General features: G+C 73.9%; 18 protein-coding genes. 8 read left to right on the forward strand and 10 right to left on the reverse strand.

Annotated features, from left to right (window positions below; all coding sequences use genetic code 11):
- The first annotated feature begins 19 nt into the window (after nt 1-19).
- Nucleotides 20-895 carry an NAD(P)H-binding protein gene (locus amrb99_RS02760; RefSeq protein WP_190851793.1) on the forward strand — a complete coding sequence of 292 codons (876 nt, stop codon included), beginning with the start codon at nt 20-22 and terminating at the stop codon, nt 893-895.
- Between the two features lie 41 nt (nt 896-936).
- Here amrb99_RS02760 and amrb99_RS02765 read toward each other — a convergent pair whose 3' ends face one another.
- The 5 genes from amrb99_RS02765 to amrb99_RS02785 form a co-directional block, all read right to left on the reverse strand.
- The gene (locus amrb99_RS02765) at nt 937-2,118 is read right to left on the reverse strand and encodes an oxygenase MpaB family protein (RefSeq protein WP_241755173.1); all 1,182 of its coding nucleotides are present in this window, start codon (nt 2,116-2,118) and stop codon (nt 937-939) included.
- Nucleotides 2,111-3,100, reverse strand: a complete 990-nt coding sequence (locus tag amrb99_RS02770) for a polyprenyl synthetase family protein (RefSeq protein ID WP_190851795.1) — start codon at nt 3,098-3,100, stop codon at nt 2,111-2,113. Before amrb99_RS02770 ends, amrb99_RS02765 begins: the two co-directional genes overlap by 8 nt.
- Complete coding sequence (locus amrb99_RS02775) at nt 3,097-3,381, reverse strand: hypothetical protein (protein WP_190851797.1); 285 nt, start codon at nt 3,379-3,381, stop codon at nt 3,097-3,099. Before amrb99_RS02775 ends, amrb99_RS02770 begins: the two co-directional genes overlap by 4 nt.
- Nucleotides 3,382-3,528: 147 nt before the next feature.
- A complete protein-coding gene (locus amrb99_RS02780) occupies nt 3,529-6,291 on the reverse strand; it encodes a helix-turn-helix transcriptional regulator (protein WP_190851799.1) in 2,763 nt (920 codons plus the stop codon).
- 228 nt (nt 6,292-6,519) lie between these two features.
- The gene (locus tag amrb99_RS02785) at nt 6,520-7,056 is read right to left on the reverse strand and encodes a GNAT family N-acetyltransferase (protein ID WP_190851801.1); all 537 of its coding nucleotides are present in this window, start codon (nt 7,054-7,056) and stop codon (nt 6,520-6,522) included.
- A 216-nt stretch (nt 7,057-7,272) separates the two neighbouring features.
- Here amrb99_RS02785 and amrb99_RS02790 point away from each other — a divergent pair, with 216 nt between their 5' ends.
- A complete protein-coding gene (locus amrb99_RS02790) occupies nt 7,273-8,865 on the forward strand; it encodes an AMP-binding protein (protein ID WP_190851804.1) in 1,593 nt (530 codons plus the stop codon).
- Between the two features lie 384 nt (nt 8,866-9,249).
- Here the strand turns inward: amrb99_RS02790 and amrb99_RS02795 are convergent, their stop codons facing one another.
- The 3 genes from amrb99_RS02795 to amrb99_RS02805 form a co-directional block, all read right to left on the reverse strand.
- A complete protein-coding gene (locus amrb99_RS02795; RefSeq protein ID WP_347256515.1) occupies nt 9,250-9,468 on the reverse strand; it encodes an SDR family oxidoreductase in 219 nt (72 codons plus the stop codon).
- Between the two features lie 92 nt (nt 9,469-9,560).
- A complete protein-coding gene (locus amrb99_RS02800; protein WP_190851806.1) occupies nt 9,561-11,078 on the reverse strand; it encodes an FAD-dependent oxidoreductase in 1,518 nt (505 codons plus the stop codon).
- A 121-nt stretch (nt 11,079-11,199) separates the two neighbouring features.
- Nucleotides 11,200-11,835, reverse strand: coding sequence for a methyltransferase domain-containing protein (locus tag amrb99_RS02805; protein WP_190851809.1), 636 nt, complete (start codon nt 11,833-11,835; stop codon nt 11,200-11,202).
- Between the two features lie 91 nt (nt 11,836-11,926).
- Between amrb99_RS02805 and amrb99_RS02810 the strand changes: the two genes are divergently transcribed.
- From amrb99_RS02810 to amrb99_RS02825, 4 genes are all read left to right on the forward strand, one after another.
- Nucleotides 11,927-12,643: a metalloregulator ArsR/SmtB family transcription factor gene (locus amrb99_RS02810; RefSeq protein WP_190851811.1), complete on the forward strand. Its 717-nt coding sequence runs from the start codon at nt 11,927-11,929 to the stop codon at nt 12,641-12,643.
- A gap of 102 nt (nt 12,644-12,745) precedes the next feature.
- Entirely contained in the window at nt 12,746-13,150 is a 405-nt protein-coding gene (locus tag amrb99_RS02815; RefSeq protein WP_190851813.1) for a VOC family protein, read from the forward strand.
- Between the two features lie 46 nt (nt 13,151-13,196).
- Nucleotides 13,197-13,535 carry a YciI family protein gene (locus amrb99_RS02820; RefSeq protein WP_190851815.1) on the forward strand — a complete coding sequence of 113 codons (339 nt, stop codon included), beginning with the start codon at nt 13,197-13,199 and terminating at the stop codon, nt 13,533-13,535.
- 5 nt (nt 13,536-13,540) lie between these two features.
- The gene (locus amrb99_RS02825; RefSeq protein WP_347256502.1) at nt 13,541-14,812 is read left to right on the forward strand and encodes a DUF6596 domain-containing protein; all 1,272 of its coding nucleotides are present in this window, start codon (nt 13,541-13,543) and stop codon (nt 14,810-14,812) included.
- Nucleotides 14,813-15,439: 627 nt separating this feature from the next.
- Here the strand turns inward: amrb99_RS02825 and amrb99_RS02830 are convergent.
- Both amrb99_RS02830 and amrb99_RS02835 read right to left on the reverse strand, forming a co-directional pair.
- Complete coding sequence (locus amrb99_RS02830) at nt 15,440-15,691, reverse strand: DUF4873 domain-containing protein (protein ID WP_190851817.1); 252 nt, start codon at nt 15,689-15,691, stop codon at nt 15,440-15,442.
- Between the two features lie 165 nt (nt 15,692-15,856).
- Complete coding sequence (locus amrb99_RS02835) at nt 15,857-16,450, reverse strand: TetR/AcrR family transcriptional regulator (RefSeq protein WP_190851819.1); 594 nt, start codon at nt 16,448-16,450, stop codon at nt 15,857-15,859.
- A 92-nt stretch (nt 16,451-16,542) separates the two neighbouring features.
- On the opposite strand from amrb99_RS02835, the gene amrb99_RS50525 reads away from it, so the two are divergent.
- Nucleotides 16,543-17,193, forward strand: coding sequence for a hypothetical protein (locus amrb99_RS50525; protein WP_241755174.1), 651 nt, complete (start codon nt 16,543-16,545; stop codon nt 17,191-17,193).
- Nucleotides 17,194-17,478: 285 nt separating this feature from the next.
- Nucleotides 17,479-20,319 (forward strand): AAA family ATPase, encoded by a 2,841-nt coding sequence (locus tag amrb99_RS02845; protein WP_206699766.1) that lies wholly within the window; start codon nt 17,479-17,481, stop codon nt 20,317-20,319.
- Nucleotides 20,320-20,386 lie beyond the last annotated feature (67 nt).

Genomic DNA, 20,386 nt, shown 5'->3' on the forward strand with positions numbered 1-20,386 from the left:
AACCCTTAGCGTCTCGATCATGCCTGACACCACCGGCCCCACGGGCTCCGCATGCCGTTCATCGATCCTGGTCACCGGCGCGACCGGCAACCTCGGCCGTGAGGTCGTCGAGCGTCTCCGAGCACACGGCGCGCGTGTACGCGGCCTTGCGCGGGACCAGGGCGGGCCGCGCCCCGGAGTCGAGTGGGCGGTCGGCGACCTCACGGACCCCGCCGCCATGCGTGCGGCGCTCGCGGGGATCGACGCCGTCTTCCTGGTCTGGCCGCTGCTCGACTCGGCCCCTGCCGAGGCCATGATCGCGGAACTCGGCGCGGCGGGGCCGCGCGTCGTCTACCTGTCCTCGACGGCGATCGACGACGCGGCCGCTCGCCAGAGCGATCCCATCGTCCAGGTGCACGCGGACATGGAAGTCCTGCTCCACGATGCCGGTCTGCGGCCCACGGTGCTGCGAAGCGACACGCTGGCCTCCAACGCCCGTGGCTGGGCGCCGCAGTTGCGGGCGGGTGACGTGGTGTCAGGCCCGGAGATCGCGCGCACGGCCGTCGTCGACGAGCGCGATGTCGCCGATGCGGCGGTGGCCGCGCTGCTCGGGCACCACGACCGGCGCGAACCGTACTTGCTGACGGGCCCCGAGGTGCTGAGCCGCGCCGACCAGGTGGCGCTCCTCGGTGCCGCGCTCGGGCGCCGTCTGCGGTTCCATCCGGTCACCGCCGACCTCGCGCGGTCGCGGATGCTCGCGGACGGCCGTCCCGAGCGGCTGGTGGAAGCGCTGATCGCCGCCTCGCTGCACCGGCCGGAGTCGAACCGCGTCACCGACCATGTCGAGCGCCTCACCGGCCGGCCCGCCGGCACCTTCGCGAGGTGGGCCGTCGACCACGCCGCCGAGTTCAGTTGACGGAAGGACGCCTGGTCATCGCGGAAGGGGACGGCGCGACCTCAAGGAGTGGTGATGGGTGGTGGCGGGCTCCACCGGCTGGTGGCGGGGACGCCGTGAGCGGGTTTGAGGTCTTCGGGGAGGGCGTAGTGCATGACCCGGCCGCGCGTGAGGGACGTCAGTTCCAGGCGGGTGACGAGGCGTCCGAGACGGTCGGACGCCTGGGCGGCCCACGGGCCCCGGTCCTCGAAGCGCTCGATGACGCCGAGCAGCGCGGGGGCGACCTTGATGACGTCGTCCCAGCGGGATCGGGGGACCTGGAGCCAGTCGGCGGCGGTGTCGCCGATCAGGAAGCGGATCAGAGCCGGTACGACCGGGTCCAGCAGGGTGCCCGGGACGACCTCCTCGTACAGCCCGATCAGACGGCGGGTCAGGTGCGCGCCCTCGTCGGAGGGGCCCATGTGGCGCAGCATGTAGCGGTCGGAGAACTCGCGGGCGGCCTGCAGGTCGGGCGGGATGGCGGCGTGGTCGCAGCCCAGCATCGCGCCGACCACGCGCCAGGCGTAGTAGTAGGCCTCGGCGCCCTGCGGCGTCATGTGGACGCCGAGGCGGTGCAGGGCGTCCAGGACCTGGATGCTGAACATCATCAGCCCGCCGAGCATGTCCTCCTGGCAGATCGCCACGGGCTCGGGCCAGCGGCCGGCCTCGCGCAGGTGGCGGCGGATGGAGGCGTGCAGCAGCCGCACCTTCTGCGCGGACGGCAGGAACCGCCCGCCGGCCTCGAAGGCGTCCGGCTGCATGAGGTAGACGGTGAACTGCCCGGTCTCGGCCATGCGGCGGGACGGGTAGTCGAGCGAGTGCGTCGCCGACAGCAGCCTCGCCACGTGCGGGACCATGTAGCAGGCCGGCATCGACGCGAACGACAGCGCGGTGGAGATGTGCACGTCGTTGTCGATGAAGAACCGCCGGGCCTCTTCCATCACCGCCCAGTCGACCCAGTCGGGCGCGGTGGCGGTGGCGTGCAGGTAGTCGCGGGCGGGCTCGGGCAGCCCGTCGGGGAGCGGCTGCCCGGACGTGGTGAACCAGCGCATCAGCGTGTTGAACCGCGCGACGTCGCCGGCGGTGAACAGCGCCTCCACGGTCGCGTCGGCCAGCTCGTCGCCCCGGAGTCGCAGGGCGTCCATGAAGGCGTCGTCGTAGCGGCCGGTGTCCGCCGGGTCGGGGGAGGCCGGGGCGTCAGGCATCTGCGGTCACCTCATCGATCAGAAGGGTCAGGGCGCGGGCCGTCTCGGGCGCGAGCCGGACGCGGGCCAGCGCCGCCCGCGCGGCGCCGGCCCGTTCGCCGATCATCTGCCGCACCTGGTCGGCGGCACCGGAGCGGCCCATGATCTGCCGGACCCGGTCGGCCTCGGCGCCGCCGACCGGGCCGCGCAGCAACTCCCGCAGCTCCTCGCGGTCGTCCCGGCCGGCGCGTTCGAGGGTGAGGGCCAGCAGCGCGGTCGGCTTGCGGCCCGCCAGGTCGTCGAGGTCGGACTTGCCGGTCACGTCCGGGTCGCCGAACACGCCCCACAGGTCGTCGCGGAGCTGGAACGCCTCGCCCAGCGGACGCGTGTACCCGGCCAGCGCCTCCAGCGTCGCCGGAGCGGCGCCGCCCAGCACCGCGCCGATCCGCAGCGGCCACTCCACGGTGTAGGAGGCGGTCTTGAACCGGACGATCCGCAGCGACCGCCGGACATCGGCAGGCCCGTCGGTGCTCAGCAGCTCCAGACACTCACCGGCGATCAGCTCCCGGCCCATCGCCGTCCACATCGACACCGCACGTCCCAGGAACGCGCGCGGCAGCCCCGAGGCGTGGAACAGATGCCCGGCCCAGCCCAGCAGCAGGTCGCCGACCATGATCGCCAGGCCGTCGCCGAGCCGCTCGTGGGCCGTGGTGCGGCCCCGCCGCAACGGGCTCCGGTCGATGATGTCGTCGTGGACGATCGCCGCCGCGTGCACCAGCTCCAGTGCCGCGGCGGCCCGCACCATCGACTCGGCGTCGGGCTGCCCGGCCGCCCGCCACCCCCAGTAGCAGAACGCGGGACGGATCCGCTTGCCGCCCGCCACCGACAGGCGCGCCTGCTCGGCGACCGGCGCCAGGTCCGCGTCCAGCGCCACCAGCTCGGCGACCTCGGCACCGAGGAACTCCTCCAGCGCGAGGTCGACCCGGGCCCGCAGCTCGTTCATCGGGTCCGGTCGTGCGCCGCGCCCCGGTCGCCGCGACCACCGCGTTCGCCGGGAACACCGCGTTCGCCGGCCCGCCGGGCCAGGACCTCCATGTGGGGCTCGGACCTCGCCGCCGTCCGGGCCCACGCCAGCTCGCCGCGCGCCCGCAGCTCCCGGCGGACCTCGCCCAGGCCCGGCAGCCGCCGCAGGACGCTCCGCGCGCCGTCCAGCACCGCGTCGGCGACGCCCGCCGCCAGATACACCACCTCGTCGTGCGGTTTGACGGTCTCATCGCGACTCATCGGCACTCACCGTTCCGTAGGCGACACCGAAAGTAGTAACACGAGGTCCGGGAGCTCGTCCCGGGAACGAGCGGTCAGGAACAACCGCCTATCTCCGAGGCCATACGAGGGCGGAATCGCGAGCCGCCGCCGGCCCGGTGCGCCGGGCTAGGTCGCGACGAGGCGGCTGAGCGGGACGCCGTCGAGCTGCTTGCGCGAGCTCACGTTGAGCTTGGCGAAGACCTTGCTCAGGTGGTACTCCACCGTCCGGGGGCTGATGAACAACTGGGCGGCGATCTCGGGGTTGGACAGGCCGTCGCGGGCCAGCCGGGCGATCTGCGCCTCCTGGGCGGTGAGCTCGCCGGGGGCGTCCGCGCCGCGCCTGCGGGCGGTCGCCCCGGTGGCCAGCAGCTCGCGGCCGGCCCGCCGGGCGAACGCCCGCATGCCGATGCCGGTGAACATGTCGTGGGCCTCACGCAGGTGCGTCCGCGCGTCGGTCCGCCGCCCCTCGCGGCGCAGCCACTCGCCGTACAGCAGGTGCGCGCGGGCCTGCTCGGACCGGAACCCGGCACGGCCGAGCCGCTCGACCGCCTCGCGGTACCCGCGCTCGGCGTCCTCGCCCTCGCCGAGCAGCGCCCGGGACCGCGCGTGGATCCCCTGCGCCCAGTCGGTTCCCGCGACGGCGGTCACCTCGGTGAGCCGGGCGAGCGCGTCCCTGGCCGCCCCGTGCCGCCCGCTCCGGCAGGCCGCCTCGATCAGCTCGGGGAGGGCCCACATGGAGACGTACAGTTCAGGCGCCTGCTCCGCGGCCTGACGTGCCTTCACCAGCGCTTCCTCGTAGGCGCCGAGCCCGTTGAGGAGGACGGCGGAGATCCACTGCGCCATCTGGACGCCGCTCCCTTGGCCCGCGGCCTGGGCGGCGGCGGCCACGTCCTCGATCGTCGAGGCGTCCTCGGCCTCGTCCCCCCGGTAGCCGGCCAGGATCAGGGCCGCGTGGCGGACGAAGCCGGCGCCCGTCGCCGCCGCGAGCTCCTTCTCCTCCGCGGCCAGCGAGACGGCCGCCGCGAAATCGCCCCGCCAGATCGCCATCACCGCCATCGGCCCCAGGTAGAGCGCCAGCTGCGTGAGCATGCCCGTCTCCCGGCAGATCCGGACGTCGCGGGCCAGGATCGCGCGCCAGTGCTCCTCGTCCCACACCAGTGCCGCTGCGGCCAGCGCCACCCGGCTGCACTGAAGGCGCTCCGCCAGGGGGACGTCCTCTTCGGCGACGACCCGCGCCGCCTCCCTCAGCACCGGCGCCGCCTCCGCGCGTCCCTCGGTGACGAGCAGGGACAGCCCGTCCACCAGCAGGTCCAGCGGGCGGGGCTCGCCCGCGGGCGACGGGGCGGACCGCGCGGCCTGCGAGACCTCGTGCAGGTCCCCGGCGCCCGCTGACCGGCCCGCGTAGACGGCGGCGAACCACGCGTCGAGGTACGTCTGCCGCGCGAGGGCGACGTCCAGCGTCTCCAACTGCTTGGCCGCCTTCAGCAGCAGCGCCGGAGCGTCGCCGCCCCGGCCGGACGCGAACGCGAGCCGCCCGCGCAGCAGGGCCGCGCGGGCTTGTTGGAGCTCGTCCTGGGGACCCGCCATCGCGACGGCGAGCAGCTCCGCCGCGGCGCCCAGCCCGCCGGCCTGGAAACTCGCCTGCGCCGCCTCCAAAGCGCGCTCGGACCGCCGGACAGGCTCCTCCGTCAGCTCCACCGCGCGCCGCAGGAACGCCGCCGCCGCGGCCGCGCCGCCGCGGGCCTGCGCCCGGTCCGCCGACCGCTCGAGCTCCGCGGCCACCTCGTCGTCGGGACCGGACGTGGCCGCCGCCCGGTGCCATGCCCACCGGTCCGGATCGCGGTCGCGGTCGGTCACCTCGGCCAGCGCCCGGTGCGCCGCCCGCCGCTCCGACGGCGACGCCGCCGAGTACACCGCCGACCGCACGAGCGGATGCCGGAACCGGACCAGCGTCCCGGCCTGCAGCAGCCCGTCGGCCTCGGCGGCCTCCGCGGCCGCCGCCGGGACGCCGAGCCGTCCGGCCGCCCGCCAGATCAGCGCCGGATCGCCGGCCGCCTCCACCGCCGCGACCAGCATCAGCGACCGCGTGTCGGCCGGCAGCGCCTCCAGCCGGCGGCGGAAGCCGCGCTCGATCCGCTCCGGCACCGGCTGCGCCCCGACCGGCCCGAGCCCGCCCGCCAGCTGCGCCGGGTCCAGCCCCCGCGGCAGCTCCAGCAGCGCCAGCGGGTTGCCGTTCGTCTCGGCCAGGATCCGGTCCTGGACCGGCTCGTCGAGCCGGAACCGGACGACCGACCGCAGCAGCATGCGGGCGTGCTGGTCCGGCAGCCCCCGCACCTCCAGATCCGTGAGCCCCCGGTACTCCTCGCCGGGCTCGCGGGCGGCGAAGATCAGCCCCACCGGCTCGGCCAGCAGCCGCCGCGCCGCGAACCCCAGCGCCTGCGCGGACGCCCGGTCCAGCCACTGCACGTCGTCGATCACGCACAGCAGCGGTCGTTCCTCCGCCGCCTCCGCCAGCAGCGTCAGCACCGCCAGGCCGACGAGGAACCGCGCCGGCGCGGGACCCTCCCGCAGCCCGAACGCGACGCTCAGCGCGTCGCGCTGCGGACCGGGGAGGGCGTCGAGCCGGTCGAGCAGCGGCACGCACAGCAGGTGCAGGCCGGCGTACGTCAGCTCCATCTCCGATTCCAGCCCCGCCGCCCGGGCGACCCGCATGTCCGCCGCCGCGCCGACCGCGTACTCCAGCAGCGCCGACTTGCCGACCCCGGCCTCGCCCCGCATCACCAGCGCCCGCCCGCGCCCCGCCCGGAGATCCTCCAGCAGGCCGTCGAGGGCCGCGCGCTCGGGCAGCCTGTCCAACAGCGCCGGCGCCGGCTCAGGTCCCGTCCGCATGCCGTTCTCCCTACGCGATTCAGAGTCAGCCCGCCAGCGTGGCCGAACAGAGGAGGCCCTCCGGTGGCCGGGCCGCACGCGTTGGCGCGTCCGTGCAGGCCAAACCACCCGGAACAAGTTATAGCCGCTGATGTCGCCGGGGCCGTCCTGCCCGGGTGGTGCGGCCGGGACGTGGCGCGATGCCCGAGCGGTCGGCAGGGCACGCCTCCCAGCGCCCGCCTCGGCCTGTTAGAGGGCTTCCTCTCTGAGAAGGGAGCCGCACCAGGCGTCGACCCTCGTCCCCCGATGGACGAGCCGTTTGCGGAGCGTGGCCTCGATCAGGAATCCGGCCTTCTCCGCGACGCGGCGCGAAGCGAGATTGCCGACCTCGCAACGCCACTCGATCAACTCCAAGTCCAGCTCGACGAAGGCCCACCGGCAGACGGCCCGGACCGCGTCGCAGGCGACCCCTCGTCCACGTGCCTCAGGAGCGACCCAGTAGCCGATCTCGGACGACCCTTTCCGGCCCAATCCCAGCCCCACCCGACCCAGAGGAGCCCCGGTGGCGGCCTCCTCGACGAGAAGCTCCAGCCGCCGTCCCGTGGTACCGCCGGCTATGGCGATCTCCTCGACGAAGAACGCGGCGTCCTCCATGCGGTAGGGCGACGGCAATTGCACGAACTGCTGCATCGCCGGGTCCAGGGACACTTCGTAAACCCACGGGATATCCGCCGGCACGAACGGCCGCAGCCGCAGCCATCCCGCTTCGATCACATGCGGATCCATCTCCGGATCATCGCGAAGCCGTCCCGGACGGCGCAACGAGAAAAAGGACGGCCCGGCCCAGTGGGCGGATGCCGGTCGCCGGCTCAGGAAAGGAGGCCCTGCCTTCTGGCGATGACCACGCCTCGTGCCGGGTCCCGGCGCCGAGGAGGCGCAGGCGGCATCAATGCCCTCTTCGGAGGGTAGGCGTGTCGCGCACCACAGCGCAGAGTATGGCTTATGCCTACATCGGATGACACATCACAGACCAGCGGGGACTCGGCGGGCGCCGCCGCACGGACGGCCGCGCGGGTCGAGTCCTGGCTGGCCGACTTCGACGCGGCCGGGGCGTGCGCGGCGCATCTGCTGTGCGACCGCCATGACCCGTCCGCCGTCGCGTTCACCTTCGTCGAGCCCGATCTGAGCGCTCGCGATCTCACCTACGGCGAACTGGCCGAGGCGTCCAAGCGGCTGGCCGCGGCGCTCGCGGCGCGCGGGGTGGCCGCCGGAGACAACGTCGCGGTGCTGATGGGCAAGCGGTCCGAGCTGGTGGTGACGCTGCTGGCGATCTGGCGGCTGGGCGCGGTGCACATGCCCTTGTTCACCGCGTTCGCCGCACCGGCGATCGAGATGCGGGTCAGGGCCGCCGGGGTCCGGCTCATCGTCACCGAGCCGAGCCAGCACGGGAAGATCGAGGGCCTGCTCCGGGACGGCGTGACCGCGCTGGTCACCGGGCCGGACCTCGACGCGCTCGTCACCGGCTGCGCGCCGCTGGCCGAGGCCGCGGCCGTCGGCGGGAGCGGGACCCTGATCCGGCTGTTCACCAGCGGCACCACCGGTGAGCCCAAGGGAGTCCCGGTGCCGCTCAAGGCGCTGGCCGCCTTCTCCTGCTACATGCACTACGGGCTCGACGTCACCGCCGAGGACGTGTTCTGGAACGCCGCCGACCCCGGCTGGGCCTACGGGCTGTACTACGGCATCGTCGGGCCGCTGGCGCTCGGGCGGCGCAACCTGCTCCTGAACGCCGGATTCACCGCCGCGGGCACGATCGCGGTGCTCAAGGAGTTCGGGGTGACCAACTTCGCCGCGGCACCGACCGTGTACCGGGCCCTGCGCCAGGAGAGCACCGACGGCGTCCGCCTGCGCCGCGCCTCCTCGGCCGGTGAGCCGCTGACCCCCGACGTCCTGGCGTGGGCGGCGGGCGCGCTCGGCGTCGAGGTCCGCGACCACTACGGGCAGACCGAGCACGGCATGGTGATCGCCAACGCCTGGCACCCCGACCTGGCCGCGCCCGTCAAGCCCGGCTCCATGGGCCGGCCGCTGCCGGGGTTCACCGCCGGGGTCGTCGACGGTACGATCGCCCTCGACGCCACCGCCAGCCCGCTGATGTGGTTCACGGGCTACGACGGCGCACCGGAGAGGACCGCCGAGCGGTTCACGCCCGACGGCCGCTGGTACCTGACCGGCGACGTCGGCACCGCGGACGAGGACGGGCACTACTTCTTCTCCTCCCGCGACGACGACCTCATCCTGATGGCCGGCTACCGGATCTCCCCGCTCGACGTCGAGAGCGCGCTGATCACCCATCCGGCCGTCGCCGACGTGGCCGTGGTCGGACGCCCCGACGAACTGCGCGGAGAGGTCGTGGAGGCCTTCGTCGTCCTGACCGGCGACGCCGCGGGCTCTCCCGACCTCGTCGCCGACCTGCAGCAGCGGGTCCGCACCGGCTACTCCGCCCACGCCTACCCCCGCCGCGTCCACTTCGTCGACTCCCTGCCCAAGACCCCCAGCGGCAAGGTCCAGCGCTTCCTCCTGCGCAGGCTCGACGGCTGACGCACCCCTCCTGCGCGGCGGCCGGTTCCCTCCGCGAACGCGGGCTACCCGTCCAGGCCGGCGATGACCTGGGGGCCGTATCCGGCGGCGGCCAGGGGGCGCGGACGTCGGTCTCCAGGTCGGGGAGGGAGCCGATGAGGACGTCGGCGGGACCGTCGATCCGCGCCTCGTGGAGGGCGGCGGGCAGAAGTTGTGGTGCCATTCGGGGACGGGGAAGAGGTCGCCGCGCCAGCCGCGCCCCATCAGCTCCTCGGGATGGCCGGTGGCCAGGCTCCGCTGCGGCCGGATGGCGCGGGAGACCGCCCGAGCCGTTCGACGATCGCGCGTCCGCCGAAGGCGTGCGACTTGATCGGGGTGGTCAGCCGCAGCGGGTACCAGTTCATGTCACAGGATCGGCCGGCCGCCGGTGACGGCGATGCGGGCGCCGGAGACGTAGCCGGCCTCGTCGGCGGCGAGCATCACGTAGACGGGGGCGAGTTCGGCGGGTTGCCCGGGACGCCCGAGGGGCGTCCCGGTGCCGAACTGCTCCACGTCGTCCGGCGGCATGGTGGAGGGGAACAGCGGCGTCCAGATCGGCCCGGGAGCGACGCTGTTGACCCGGATGCCGCGCGGCCGTGCGACTACTCGAGCGCCTGCGTTCTGTACGTCCGCAGAGGGCCGATGACGCGTTCTTTACGAGTTGCTCCGGAACGCGGCTACCGGGTCACGGAGGGATCGTCGGCCGCCGGGAGCGAGGTGATGGCGGGTCCCTGCAGGACCGACCCGTCCAGGGCGAAGCGGCAGCCGTGGCAGGGGCACTCCCAGACCCGTTCGGTGTCGTTGAAGCGCACCAGGCAGCCCGAGTGGGGGCAGTGCGGCGACAGGACGTGCACGTCGCCGCCGTCGTCCTTGTAGATCGCCTGGAGCCGGCCGTTGTGGTGCAGGACGGCGCCCGACCCCGTCCGGAGGTCGTCGGCGTTCCCGGTCATGGCGTGCAGGTGATCCATCACCTTCCGCTTCGCCTTGGTCACCACGGTCTGGGAGACCTCGCTCACCTCCGGCCGCGGGTGCTCCCGCGTGGGGGAGTAGAGGTCCGCCCATGGGGAGTCCTGTCCGCAGATGAGACGCGTGAGCAGACGGCCTGACATGACCCCGTGGCTCATGCCCGAGCGGGCGTATCCCGTGGCGACGTACAGATGGTCCTCGACGCGCCCGACGTAGGGGACCTTGTCGGCGGTGTCGAGGTCCTGCGCCGACCACCAGTAGGCGACGTCGTCGATCCGGAAGTGCTGCCGGGTCCATTCGACCAGGCGCCGCTGCCGGTCGGCGACGTCGGTGGTGCCCGGCGGGAACGACTCGCCGGTGACCAGCAGCAGCCGCTGCCCGTCCCGGTAGGGCGCGGTCCGCACCGAGCGCGTGTTCTCCTCCCGGGTGATGTACAGGGCACCCGGGTCGGACTCGGCCGCGATCGGCGCGGCGACCACCAGCTCGCGGAGCGGCGTCAGCCGCGAGTCGAGCAGCCGTGTGCCGAGCGCCGGGAAGAGGGTCGCCACCACCACGTCCCGGGCCCGCACCGTCCCGCCCGTATCGGTCGCCACCCGTGACGGCCGGCCCTGGCTCAGCTCGACCGCGCGGCTGCGTTCGTAGATCCGCCCGCCCGCACTCGTGAACCGTTCGGCCAAAGCCAGAAGGTAGCGCCGGGGATGGAACTGCACCTGGTCCTCGACCCGCAGCGCGCCCGCCACCGGGTAGGGCAGGTCCGTGCCGGTCACGAAGGACGCCGGCAGCCCCGCCTCCCGCGCGGCCTCGGCCTCGGCCCGCAGGTCGTCCACCCGGTCCGGACGTTCCACGTAGACGTGGGACGGGCGCCGCTCGATGTCGGCTTCGATCCCCAGCCGCTCCGCCGTGGCGACGACGTGGTCGACCGCCTCCTGCTGCGAACGGGCGTACAGCCGCGCGGTGTCCGCGCCGTAAGAGTCGCGCAACTGCGCGAAGATCCATGGATGCGCCGCCGACAGCCGGCCGGTGGTGTAGCCGGTGACGCCCGCCGCGATCCGATCGGCCTCCAGCAGGACGACCGATCGGCCGGCCTGGACCAGTTCCCACGCGGTGGCGATTCCGGCGATCCCTCCGCCGATGACCACCACGTCCGCCTCGGCGTCCTCTTCGAGCACCGGGTAGGACCTCGGCTGCGTCGACGCCATCCAGTACGACTGAGCGGTTCCCTCGACCATGCGGCTCCTTCGTCCTCGACGTGCCGGAACTTTGCCCCGCCATTGCCTGTCAAACACGAGAAGCCGAAACCCGCGGCAGCGAAATGGGCGCTCAACGAGTCGGCCGTTACGGGACGGGCGCTCAGATGCGGCGGGCGGTGATCCAGGTGAAGGGCTGCACGCTGCCCGCCGGAGTGCGGTGCCGGTGACGGCGGCTGTCCAGGAGGACGAAGGCGTCGCCGAGTTCGGCGGCCAGTTCCTCGGCCGTCCAGCGGGTGACGGGCAGTCCGGAGCAGTGGGTCGGGCCGTCGGCGGCGAAGGTGCCGAGCACCACGATGGCGCCGGGTTCAGTGGCTTGGCGCAGGGCGGCCAGGTAGGTCGCCCGGTCGGCGGGGTCGGTGAGGAAGTGGAACACCGCCCGGTCGTGCCACACCGCCCACGTCCGGGTGGGCTGCCAGGTCAGCAGGTCGGCGCGGACCCAGGTGACGGCTTCTGCGGCGGCACCCGACGCGGTCTCGGCCGCGCGGCGGGCGGCCGCCAATGCCCGGCCGGACACGTCCAGCACCGTGACGTCGGCGAAGCCGGCCTCGACCAGCCGGGCGGCCAGCGGGGACGCGCCGCCGCCCACGTCGATCACCCCGGCGCGCCGGTCGCCGACGGCTTGCAGGATCAGGTCCAGGGACGGCCGCGGCCGCTGCTGGAACCAGCTCACCTGGTCCGGGTCGCGCTCGCGGTACACGTCCTCCCAATGCCCGGCGGATCCGGGGTCGTCGCTCATGCCCGCCTCCGATGGTGGTCCTTGACGGCCCTGCACCGTCCTCATCATCTACAATATTCCAAGGATTATTGGAATAGCCTGGTGGGGTGGCATGTCGAGCGCGAAGGCGCGGGTGTACGCGGGGTTCGCGAGGATCGGGAAGGCGCTGTCCAATCCGGCCCGGCTGGAACTGCTGGACCTGCTGGCGCAGGGGGAGCGCGGTGTGGAGGAGCTGGCGGCCGCCGCCGGGATGAAGGTCTCCAACACCTCCGCCCAGCTCAAGGAACTGGCCGGGGCCGGGTTGGTGGCCTCGAGCAGGTCCGGCACCCGGGTCGTCTACCGCTTGGCCGACGCACAAGTCGGGGTGTTCGTCGAGCAGGCCAAGCATCTCGCGCACGCCCGGCTGCCCGAGGTCCGCGACGCCGCCCGCGCATGGCTGGGCGAGGTCGACCATCTGGAGCCGGTCACCCGCGACGAACTGGCCCGCCTCCTCGACGGCATCGGCGGCGGGGACGGCGGCGACGGCGGGGTGGTGGTGCTGGACGTCCGCCCGTCCGCCGAGTACGCCGCCGCGCACCTGCCGGGCGCGCGCAGCATCCCGGTCGACCAGCTCGCCGGCCGGCTGGACGAACTCCCCGCCGAGGCCGAGATCGTGGCCTACTGCCGAGGACGCTACTGCCTGATGTCGCTGGAAGCGGTCCGGCTTCTGCGCAGCCACGGCCGCAGGGCCCGTCCGCTGTTGTCCGGCGTGGCCGAATGGTGCGCCGACGGCCACCCAGTCACCAGCGGTGCCCCGGCCGATGCCGGCGACCTGGCCGGTGGATGCTGAGCGGGTGCGCATTGCGGCATTTCTTTCGCGAGGTGTCGGATCGAGGGCGTCGCCGTTCGTCTTGGTGGTGACACGAGATCCGCCTACGCAAAGGAGCCGGAGATGCCTCCGACGCTGAACACGATCGACGTCATCGTGTCCGACATCGACGCAGCGATCGCCTTCTACCGCCGCCTCGGCGTGGACTTCACCGTCGACCCCGCCTACCCCGACCACGCGGGCTGCGACCTGCCGAACGGCCTGCACCTCATGCTGGACACCGAGAAGTTCCGCGCCTCGGCCCAGACCTCGGGCTGGACGCGTCCCGAGGGCGACCCCCGCTCCTTCCTGGCCTTCGAGTTCCCCGCCCCCGCCGACGTCGACGCCATGTACGCCGAGCTGACCGGCGCCGGCCACCGCGGGATCCAGGAGCCGTGGGACGCCTTCTGGGGAATGCGGTACGCCACCGTCGCCGATCCCGACGGCAACGGCGTCGACCTGTACTGCCCCCTGTCCGCCGGCCGGTAGCCGCCGGCCGACCGTAGATCAGGGGCCACAGGGAAGGATCGAGACCGTGAAGTACGTGCTGATGTTCGTCGAGACCGAGGCGTTCGCGCGCGAGCTGGAGGCGATGACCGACAGCGAGCGGCAGGCGGCGTTCGAGCGGGTCGGGCAGTGGTTCGCCGACCACGCCGCCCACATCACCCACCACGCCCACCTGCGGCCGGCCGAGACCGCGACCACGGTGCGGCTCGAGGACGGCGGGCCGGTCGTCACCGACGGGCCGTTCGTGGAGGGCAAGGAGGTCGTCTCCGGCTATGCCGAGGTCGACGTCGAGGACCTGGACCAGGCCCTGGCCATCGCCCGCGACTGGCCGGCCTGCCCCGTCGTCGAGATCCGTCCCATCGACTGAGCGCCGTGCCCGACCACCGTCCCGAGCCGCCCCGCCGGGCGCACGGCGATGTGCACGGCGATGTGCACGGTGAGCTGGCCCGCGTGGTGCGCGAGCACGCGGGCCGGCTCACGGCCTGCCTGGTGCGGGTGCTGGGCGACTTCGCCGCCGCCGAGGACGTCGTCGCCGACGCGGTGGAGACCGCGCTGCGCCGCTGGCCCGCCGAGGGCGTCCCCGACCGTCCCGACGCATGGCTGCTGACGGTCGCGCGGCGGCGCGGCATCGACGTGCTGCGCCGCCAGGCGAACTACCGCGACAAGCTCGCCCGGCTGGACTGGCCGCCGCAGCCCGACCCCGACGACCGGCTGAAGCTGATCTTCACCTGCTGCCATCCCGCGCTGCCCCGGGAGGCGCAGATCGCGCTCACGCTCCGGACCGTGTGCGGCCTGACCACCGCCCAGATCGCCGCCGCGCTCGTGGTCGGGGAATCCGCCGTCGCCCAGCGCATCTCCCGCGCCAAACGCAAGATCGCCGCCGCCGGCATCCCCTACCGGATCCCCGGCGACACCGAACTGCCCGGCCGGCTCGACCAGGTGCTGACCGTGGTCTACCTGCTGTTCAACGAGGGCTACCTGACCAGCGCCGGCGACCGGCCCCGGGCCGCTCACCTGGCGGACGACGCCGAATGGCTCGCCGCCCAGCTCGCCTGGCTCATGCCCAAGCAGCCCGAGGTCCTCGGCCTGCTCGCCCTCATCCGCCTTCACCAGGCCCGCGCCGCCGCCCGCTTCACCCCCGCCGGCGACCTCGTCCCGCTCCGCGACCAGGACCGGAGCCGCTGGGACCGCGCCGCCATCGGCGAGGCCATCGGCCTGCTGGAACGCGCCGCCACCGCCAAGCGCCCCGGCCCCCACCAGGTGCAGGCCGCGATCGTCGCCTGCCACGCCGAAGCCCGCACCTGGGACGACACCGACTGGGCCCAGATCCTGGTGCTCTACGACATCCTCCTCGCGCTGGCCCCGTCCCCGGTCCACCGCCTGCACCGCGCCATCGCCGTCCACCACGCCCCGCCGCCTCGCGGCGGCCCGTCCAACGCACTGGCCGCCCTCAACGCCCTGTCTGCGACCGACCTGCGCATCCTGGAGCGCTACCCGCTCTACCACGCCACCCGCGCCGAACTGCTGCGCGCCGTCGGCGACGACGACGCCGCCCGAGCCGCCGACCAGCAGGCACTGGCGCAGACCCGCAACCCCGCCCAGCAGTCCCTCCTCCAACACCGACTCGACCAACCCCTCACCTGACCCCCGCCCGCGCCCCGGCCGCCCTCGACTGACGCCGATCACCTCAGCGGCCTGCGGGCTTCCAGGTGCGGGCGGCGGTTCACCGGCCCTTCCACACGGGCTCGCGCTTTTCCATGAAGGGCGCGGCGCCTTCGGCATGACCGCGTTGACCAGGCCGAGTTCTGCGGTTTCTCGGCGGCCACGATGACGTCGCAGCCGAGCAGCAGTTCGAGGCCGCCGCCGACCGCGGTGCCCGACCACCGGAACGGTGAGTTCGCCCCGCAGCAGCCGATCGAAGCCCGCCATTCCTTCGGGCGAGCCGAGCGCTGCGACCACGCGTGCCGTGCTCTGGAACGCGGGCGCGGTGAGCGAAGTGAGCGGCTCGGCGGCCCCGACTCTCAGCGACCGCCTCGCCGGACCGCTGTCCGAACCGTTGCGCGAGCTCGGCAGCGCCGATCCCGCCTTCGACGCCTCGCTGGCCGCCATGCGACCTTCGGCAGGCTCGGTGGCTATCTCTGGAGCGGAAAACAGCCCACGGACCGCGACGTCCGCCGCATCACGGCGTTCTGCCTCCGCATGTTCACCCCGGTGAACGGCGAGTCGGCATAGCGGCACGGCCGGCGCCACGCCACGCACCCGGACTTCACCTCAGGCGAAGGGCGGCGGACCGCTTCCGACCAGGGTGATGACGTCGGACCAGGCTTCCGAACCGCCGAGCGTGACCTGCGCCTCGCGGCCGTCCGGAAGTCTCAGCGTCCGGTCGTGGGGATCGTCGGCGTCGAAGTCGGCGATGGTCGCGGTTCCGGACCACTCCCGCTGCTTGGCGCGCAGATCGACGTAGACCTCGGTCTCGATGCCGCCGCTGTTGATCAGGGTGGCGGGCCCCCGGTACCGGCTCATGCCCGGATCGTCTCATCGGGGCCGGCGTGACGTGTGTTCATGAAGACGCACCCTAGCGTTCGGGTCGGACGTTCCCGGCCGCGCCGCTTCCCAGGGCTCGATGCGCTCTGCCAGGGGGCCGACGGTGGAGTCGGCGCCCGACGCGGTCGCCGGGCCTGCGGCATCCTATGCGGCGCAGTAGGACGGCAGGCCGGCGCGGGAGGTCTCGGCAATGGCGCGCAGCCGCTCGGCGGAGACGCCCTGACGGCTGAGCTGGATCAGCCCCTGCGAGACCAGCACGATGTGAGCCGCGAGAACCTCGATCTCCTCGTCGGCCGGGCCGGGGCGGGAGGCCGCCGCGCGGATCCGGGCGGCGACGCCGGACTCCATCCGCTCGGTCGTCCGGCGCGTGATCGCGACGACCTCGGGGACACGGGTGCCGAGCTGGGCCATGCTGTTGATCATCAGGCAGCCGCGGCGGCCGGGCTGGGCGGCGCAGTCGGCGATGACCGCCTCGAAGTACGCGCTCACCGCGGACGCGACCGATCCGGGCGCCTTCACGGCCTCGCACACGAACTCGGCCCGCTGCTCGCAGTACCGCTCGAACAGCCGGAGGAACAAGCCCTTCTTGCTGCCGTAGGCGGCGTAGATGCTGCCGTTGCCGACGCCTGTCGCGGCGGAGACGTCGTCCACGGACGTGCGATCGAACCCGTTGCTCCAGAACAGGTCCGTCGCCGCGTCGAGCAGGGCCGGTTCGTCGAACCGTCGGGGACGTGCCATGGGGGCATGCTACCCAAGGGCACCCCCGGTCACGATCCGGTCATCGTCGGCGAAATTGATTTTGGAGCCGTTACTCCATAACCTGACCTGCCATGAGCCGACAATCACCGGCCGCGCGGCGACGTATCGGCTTCCTGGTCTTCGACGGGATCAAGGTGCTCGACCTCGCCGGACCCGCGGAGGTCTTCGTCGAGGCCAACCAGTCCCTGTCGGCCTACGACGTCGTGCTCGTGTCACCCGATGGGCGGGACGTCACCACCTCGATCGGCGTGCGGCGTGCGGCGTGCGGCCGGGGACGCCGGGCGGTTCGACACGGTCATCATCCCCGGCAGCGAACTCCCGGCCGACGCCTTCTGCACGCCGGAGGTGCTCGCGGCCGCCCGGACCCTCGCCGCCGGCGCCCGGCGCCTGACGTCGATCTGCAGCGGGGCCTTCGTCCTGGCGGAACCGGGGTTCCTGGACGGCAGGCGGGCGACGACGCACTGGAAGTTCACCAAGGACCTGGCTCGGCGGTCGTCGAGGAGGACCACGGCGCGAACGCGGCGCGCGCGGTCGCCCAGTCCATCCTGGTCTACATGCAGCGCGCGGGCGGGCAGTCGCAGTTCTCGGCGTCGCTGAGCGGTCCGGCCCCGCGCGGCCCCGTCGTCCGTGCCGTCGCGGACCTGATCTGGGCCGACCCCGCTCATCTCTACACCGTGCGGGAACTCGCCGTCCACGCCGGGGGTCAGCAGTCCGGCACCTGACGCGGCTTTTCCGCTCGGAACTGGAGAGCTCGCCCGCCGAGTACGTCGCCTTCGTGCGCTTCTCCGTGGCGCGGGACAGCCTGGAGGCCGGCCGCACGGTGACGGAGACCGCCGGCGTCGCGGGATACGGCAGCTACGAGGCCATGCGGCGCGCCTTCGTGACGCGCCTGCATTCGTGGCCCACGGAGAGGGGCGCCCTGCCCCGCTCGGAAACCAGACTTTGAGAGACACGATCGCGGACAACGCCCGATCCGGGAGGTGCGCGACAGACGAGGAGGGAGTGCCGTGGACAGGACGGAACGGGCCGCCGATCCCCGCGAAGCCGGGTCCGGAGGCACGGGGGCCGTCCGGCCGGGGGAGCCGTCCCTGCTCGGCCGCCGTGCGGAGCTGACGCGCGCCCTCGCGGCGGGCGGGCCGGACACCGGCGGCCCGCGCGGGCTGCTCGTGCTCGGTGAAGCGGGCATCGGCAAGAGCGCGCTGCTCGCCGCCGCGACCGAGCACCTGAAGCGGACGGGCGTCCTCGTCCTGCGCGCCTGGGGAAGCGAGGCCGAGTCGCCGTACTCCTTCGCCTGCCTGCACCAGCTCCTGTTCCCGCTGTTCCCGCGCATGGACGTCCTGCCGGAGCACCTGCGGGCGACGCTGGAGACGGTCTTCGGGATGACGCCCGCGATGCGGCCACCGGATCCGATGCACCTGCGCGTCGCGGTACTGACACTGCTCGGCGACGTCTCGGCACGGCAGCCCGTCGCGCTCGTCATCGATGACGCCCAGCATCTGGACCGCGACTCGGCGGACGTGCTCGGGTTCGCCCTGCGCCGCCTCGTCGGCGCGAGCGTGTCGATCCTGGTGGCCGCGCGCGGCCATGCGGACCTGCACCAGGTGTTCACCGAGCTGCCCCTCCTCGGGCTGGGACCGCTCGGCGAGCAGGACGCCGCGCGACTGCTGGACGCCCAGCCGCTGCCGCCGACCGGCCGGGCCCGCCTGGAGCTCCTCCGGCAGGCCCGCGGCAATCCACTGGCGATCATCGAGTTGTGCCGGGCCGCCGGCCGCGACCGTCCCGGCCCCGGCGACGGTCCGGCGGCCGGCGGCTCGTGGACACGGGAGGTCTACGCCGGCCGGCTGCGGGCGCTGCCGCCGGCCACGCGGCGGGCGCTCCTGTACGCCGCCGCCGGCGAGCAGGAGGACCTGGCGACGGTGATGCGCGCCGCCGGGTACGGCTCCGACCTCGGGGTCTGGCGGCCCGCCGAGGAGGCGGGCCTGATCGCCGTCTCCGCGGACCGGGTGGACTTCCACCATCCGCTGGTCCGCGCGGCGGCCTACTGGCAACCGGCCGCTCAGCTCCGCCAGGAGGCGCACCGCGACCTCGCCGGAGCGCTCGCCGACGCCCCCGAGCGGCGCGCCTGGCACCGGGCCGGCGCCTGCGTCGGCCCCGACGAGCCGGTCGCCGCGGCCCTGGAGGATTCCGCCGGCCAGGCCGGACGCGGCGCCGGATGGGGCGCCGCGGCGCGGACGCTGCAGCGCGCGGCCGAGCTCAGCCCGGACCCGGCGGACCGGGCCCGCCGGTACGCCAGGGCGCTGCACGCGGCCGACATGGCCGGGGACCGCACCTGGGTCCGCGAACTGGCCGCCAGGATCGTGCCCCTGACCCGCGACCCCGACCTGCTCGGGATCGCGGCCGGCGGCTCCGCGCTGGCGCTGTCGCTGTCCGCCCGCCAGCGCGAGGCGCTCCGGCTGCTGCTCACCACGCTGGAACACACCCCGCCGGCGGACGGCCGGACCCGGCTCGCCCTGGTCTCGGTGCTCGGCGCCGTCGCGCACCAGTCCGGCCTGCCGGAGGCACGGCGGCCCCTGAGGCGTCTCCTGCGCGACGTCCGGATCGAGCCCGGCGCGTCGCTGCTGCGGTCGACCATGGACGACGACGCCTGCGACGCGGTCAGTGACGCGGTCCTCGCCACGGCCGACCCGGCCGCCGCCCCCGCGCTGCTCAGGCGGCCCCGGCGCCCGGGCGCACCGCAGCCGGACGACCCCGCGTACGCCGTCCGGTTGCTGGCCACGGGCACGGTCGCCTGGTACGCCGACGAGCCGGGGCTGTGCGCCGACTCCCTGCGGCAGGCCCTGGACGTCCTGCGCCCCGCCGGTGCGGAGGGGGCGGCGGCGAACCACCTGATCCCGCTGGCGGCGTCCCTGATCGACACCGGCCGATGGGCCGAGGCCGATGCCGCGCTGGAGGAGGCGGCGTCCATCGCCGCGGTGCACGGACTCGCCCACGTGGAGATCGACACCGCCGCCCTGCGCGCGACGCTCGCCGGGCTCCGCGGCCGTCCGTTCGCGCTGCCCGGCTCGCTCTGGACGGCGATCGACCTGGACGAGAACCGGGCGACCCACGCGCACTTGCTACGGGCCGCCGCCGTACAGGCCGAGGCGGCGGGCGACCTCGACGAGGCGTTCCGCCATCTGCGCGGCCTCTTCGACGAGAACGGCACCCCGCTGCACCACGTCCTGTCGGCGCGGTCGATCGCGGACCTGATGGCGGTCGCGCGGCGGACGGGACGGCAACAGGAGATCGTCCCGCTGCTGGAGGCGGTGCGAGCGGGGGCGGGGCCGGATCCGACGAAGCGAACGGGGCTGCTGCTGCACCATGCCGAGGCCCTGGTGGACGACTCGCCCCGTGCCGAGCGGCATTTCCGTCTCGCGGTCATCGACCCCGCCGCGCAGCAGTGGCCGTTGGATCGGGGCCGGGCCCGGCTGCACTACGCGCAGTGGCTGCGCCGCAAGCGCCGCCCCTTGGACGCCCGCCCGCTGCTGGCCGCGGCCGCGGACACCTTCACCCGGCTCGGGGCGCACGCGGCGGCCGGGCAGGCGACCGCCGAGCTGCGGGCGAGCGGCGTTTCGTCTCCGCACGGTCCGCGAGCGCCCCATGGTGGGGGCGGCGCGGCGGATCCGCTGGGCGTCCTGACCGCGCAGCAGCAACAGATCGTCCGCCTGGCCGCCAAGGGGATGAGCAACCGCGAGATCGCCCGGCTGCTGACCCTCTCTCCGCGCACCATCGGCTCGCATCTGTACCAGGCGTATCCCAAGCTGGGGGTCAGCAACCGCCACCAGCTGCGCGACCTCGTCGAGGACTGAGCATCCCTCGGCCGATGATGCGGCGGAAACCGACCGGACACGTGACGGTCGGCGGCCACTACAGTGG

It is taken from the genome of Actinomadura sp. RB99 (assembly GCF_014706005.1).
Taxonomy (GTDB): Bacteria; Actinomycetota; Actinomycetes; order Streptosporangiales; family Streptosporangiaceae; genus Spirillospora.

Coding starts and splice junctions, on each gene's coding strand:
- amrb99_RS02785 (WP_190851801.1), bottom strand. CDS start 7,056: ATGGATCCGCATGTGATCGAAGCGGGATGGCTGCGGCTGCGGCCGTTC.
- amrb99_RS02815 (WP_190851813.1), top strand. CDS start 12,746: ATGCCTCCGACGCTGAACACGATCGACGTCATCGTGTCCGACATCGAC.
- amrb99_RS02765 (WP_241755173.1), bottom strand. CDS start 2,118: ATGCCTGACGCCCCGGCCTCCCCCGACCCGGCGGACACCGGCCGCTAC.
- amrb99_RS02760 (WP_190851793.1), top strand. CDS start 20: ATGCCTGACACCACCGGCCCCACGGGCTCCGCATGCCGTTCATCGATC.
- amrb99_RS02835 (WP_190851819.1), bottom strand. CDS start 16,450: ATGGCACGTCCCCGACGGTTCGACGAACCGGCCCTGCTCGACGCGGCG.
- amrb99_RS02810 (WP_190851811.1), top strand. CDS start 11,927: ATGTCGAGCGCGAAGGCGCGGGTGTACGCGGGGTTCGCGAGGATCGGG.
- amrb99_RS02805 (WP_190851809.1), bottom strand. CDS start 11,835: ATGAGCGACGACCCCGGATCCGCCGGGCATTGGGAGGACGTGTACCGC.
- amrb99_RS02800 (WP_190851806.1), bottom strand. CDS start 11,078: ATGGTCGAGGGAACCGCTCAGTCGTACTGGATGGCGTCGACGCAGCCG.
- amrb99_RS50525 (WP_241755174.1), top strand. CDS start 16,543: ATGAGCCGACAATCACCGGCCGCGCGGCGACGTATCGGCTTCCTGGTC.
- amrb99_RS02790 (WP_190851804.1), top strand. CDS start 7,273: ATGCCTACATCGGATGACACATCACAGACCAGCGGGGACTCGGCGGGC.
- amrb99_RS02780 (WP_190851799.1), bottom strand. CDS start 6,291: ATGCGGACGGGACCTGAGCCGGCGCCGGCGCTGTTGGACAGGCTGCCC.
- amrb99_RS02775 (WP_190851797.1), bottom strand. CDS start 3,381: ATGAGTCGCGATGAGACCGTCAAACCGCACGACGAGGTGGTGTATCTG.
- amrb99_RS02830 (WP_190851817.1), bottom strand. CDS start 15,691: ATGAGCCGGTACCGGGGGCCCGCCACCCTGATCAACAGCGGCGGCATC.
- amrb99_RS02770 (WP_190851795.1), bottom strand. CDS start 3,100: ATGAACGAGCTGCGGGCCCGGGTCGACCTCGCGCTGGAGGAGTTCCTC.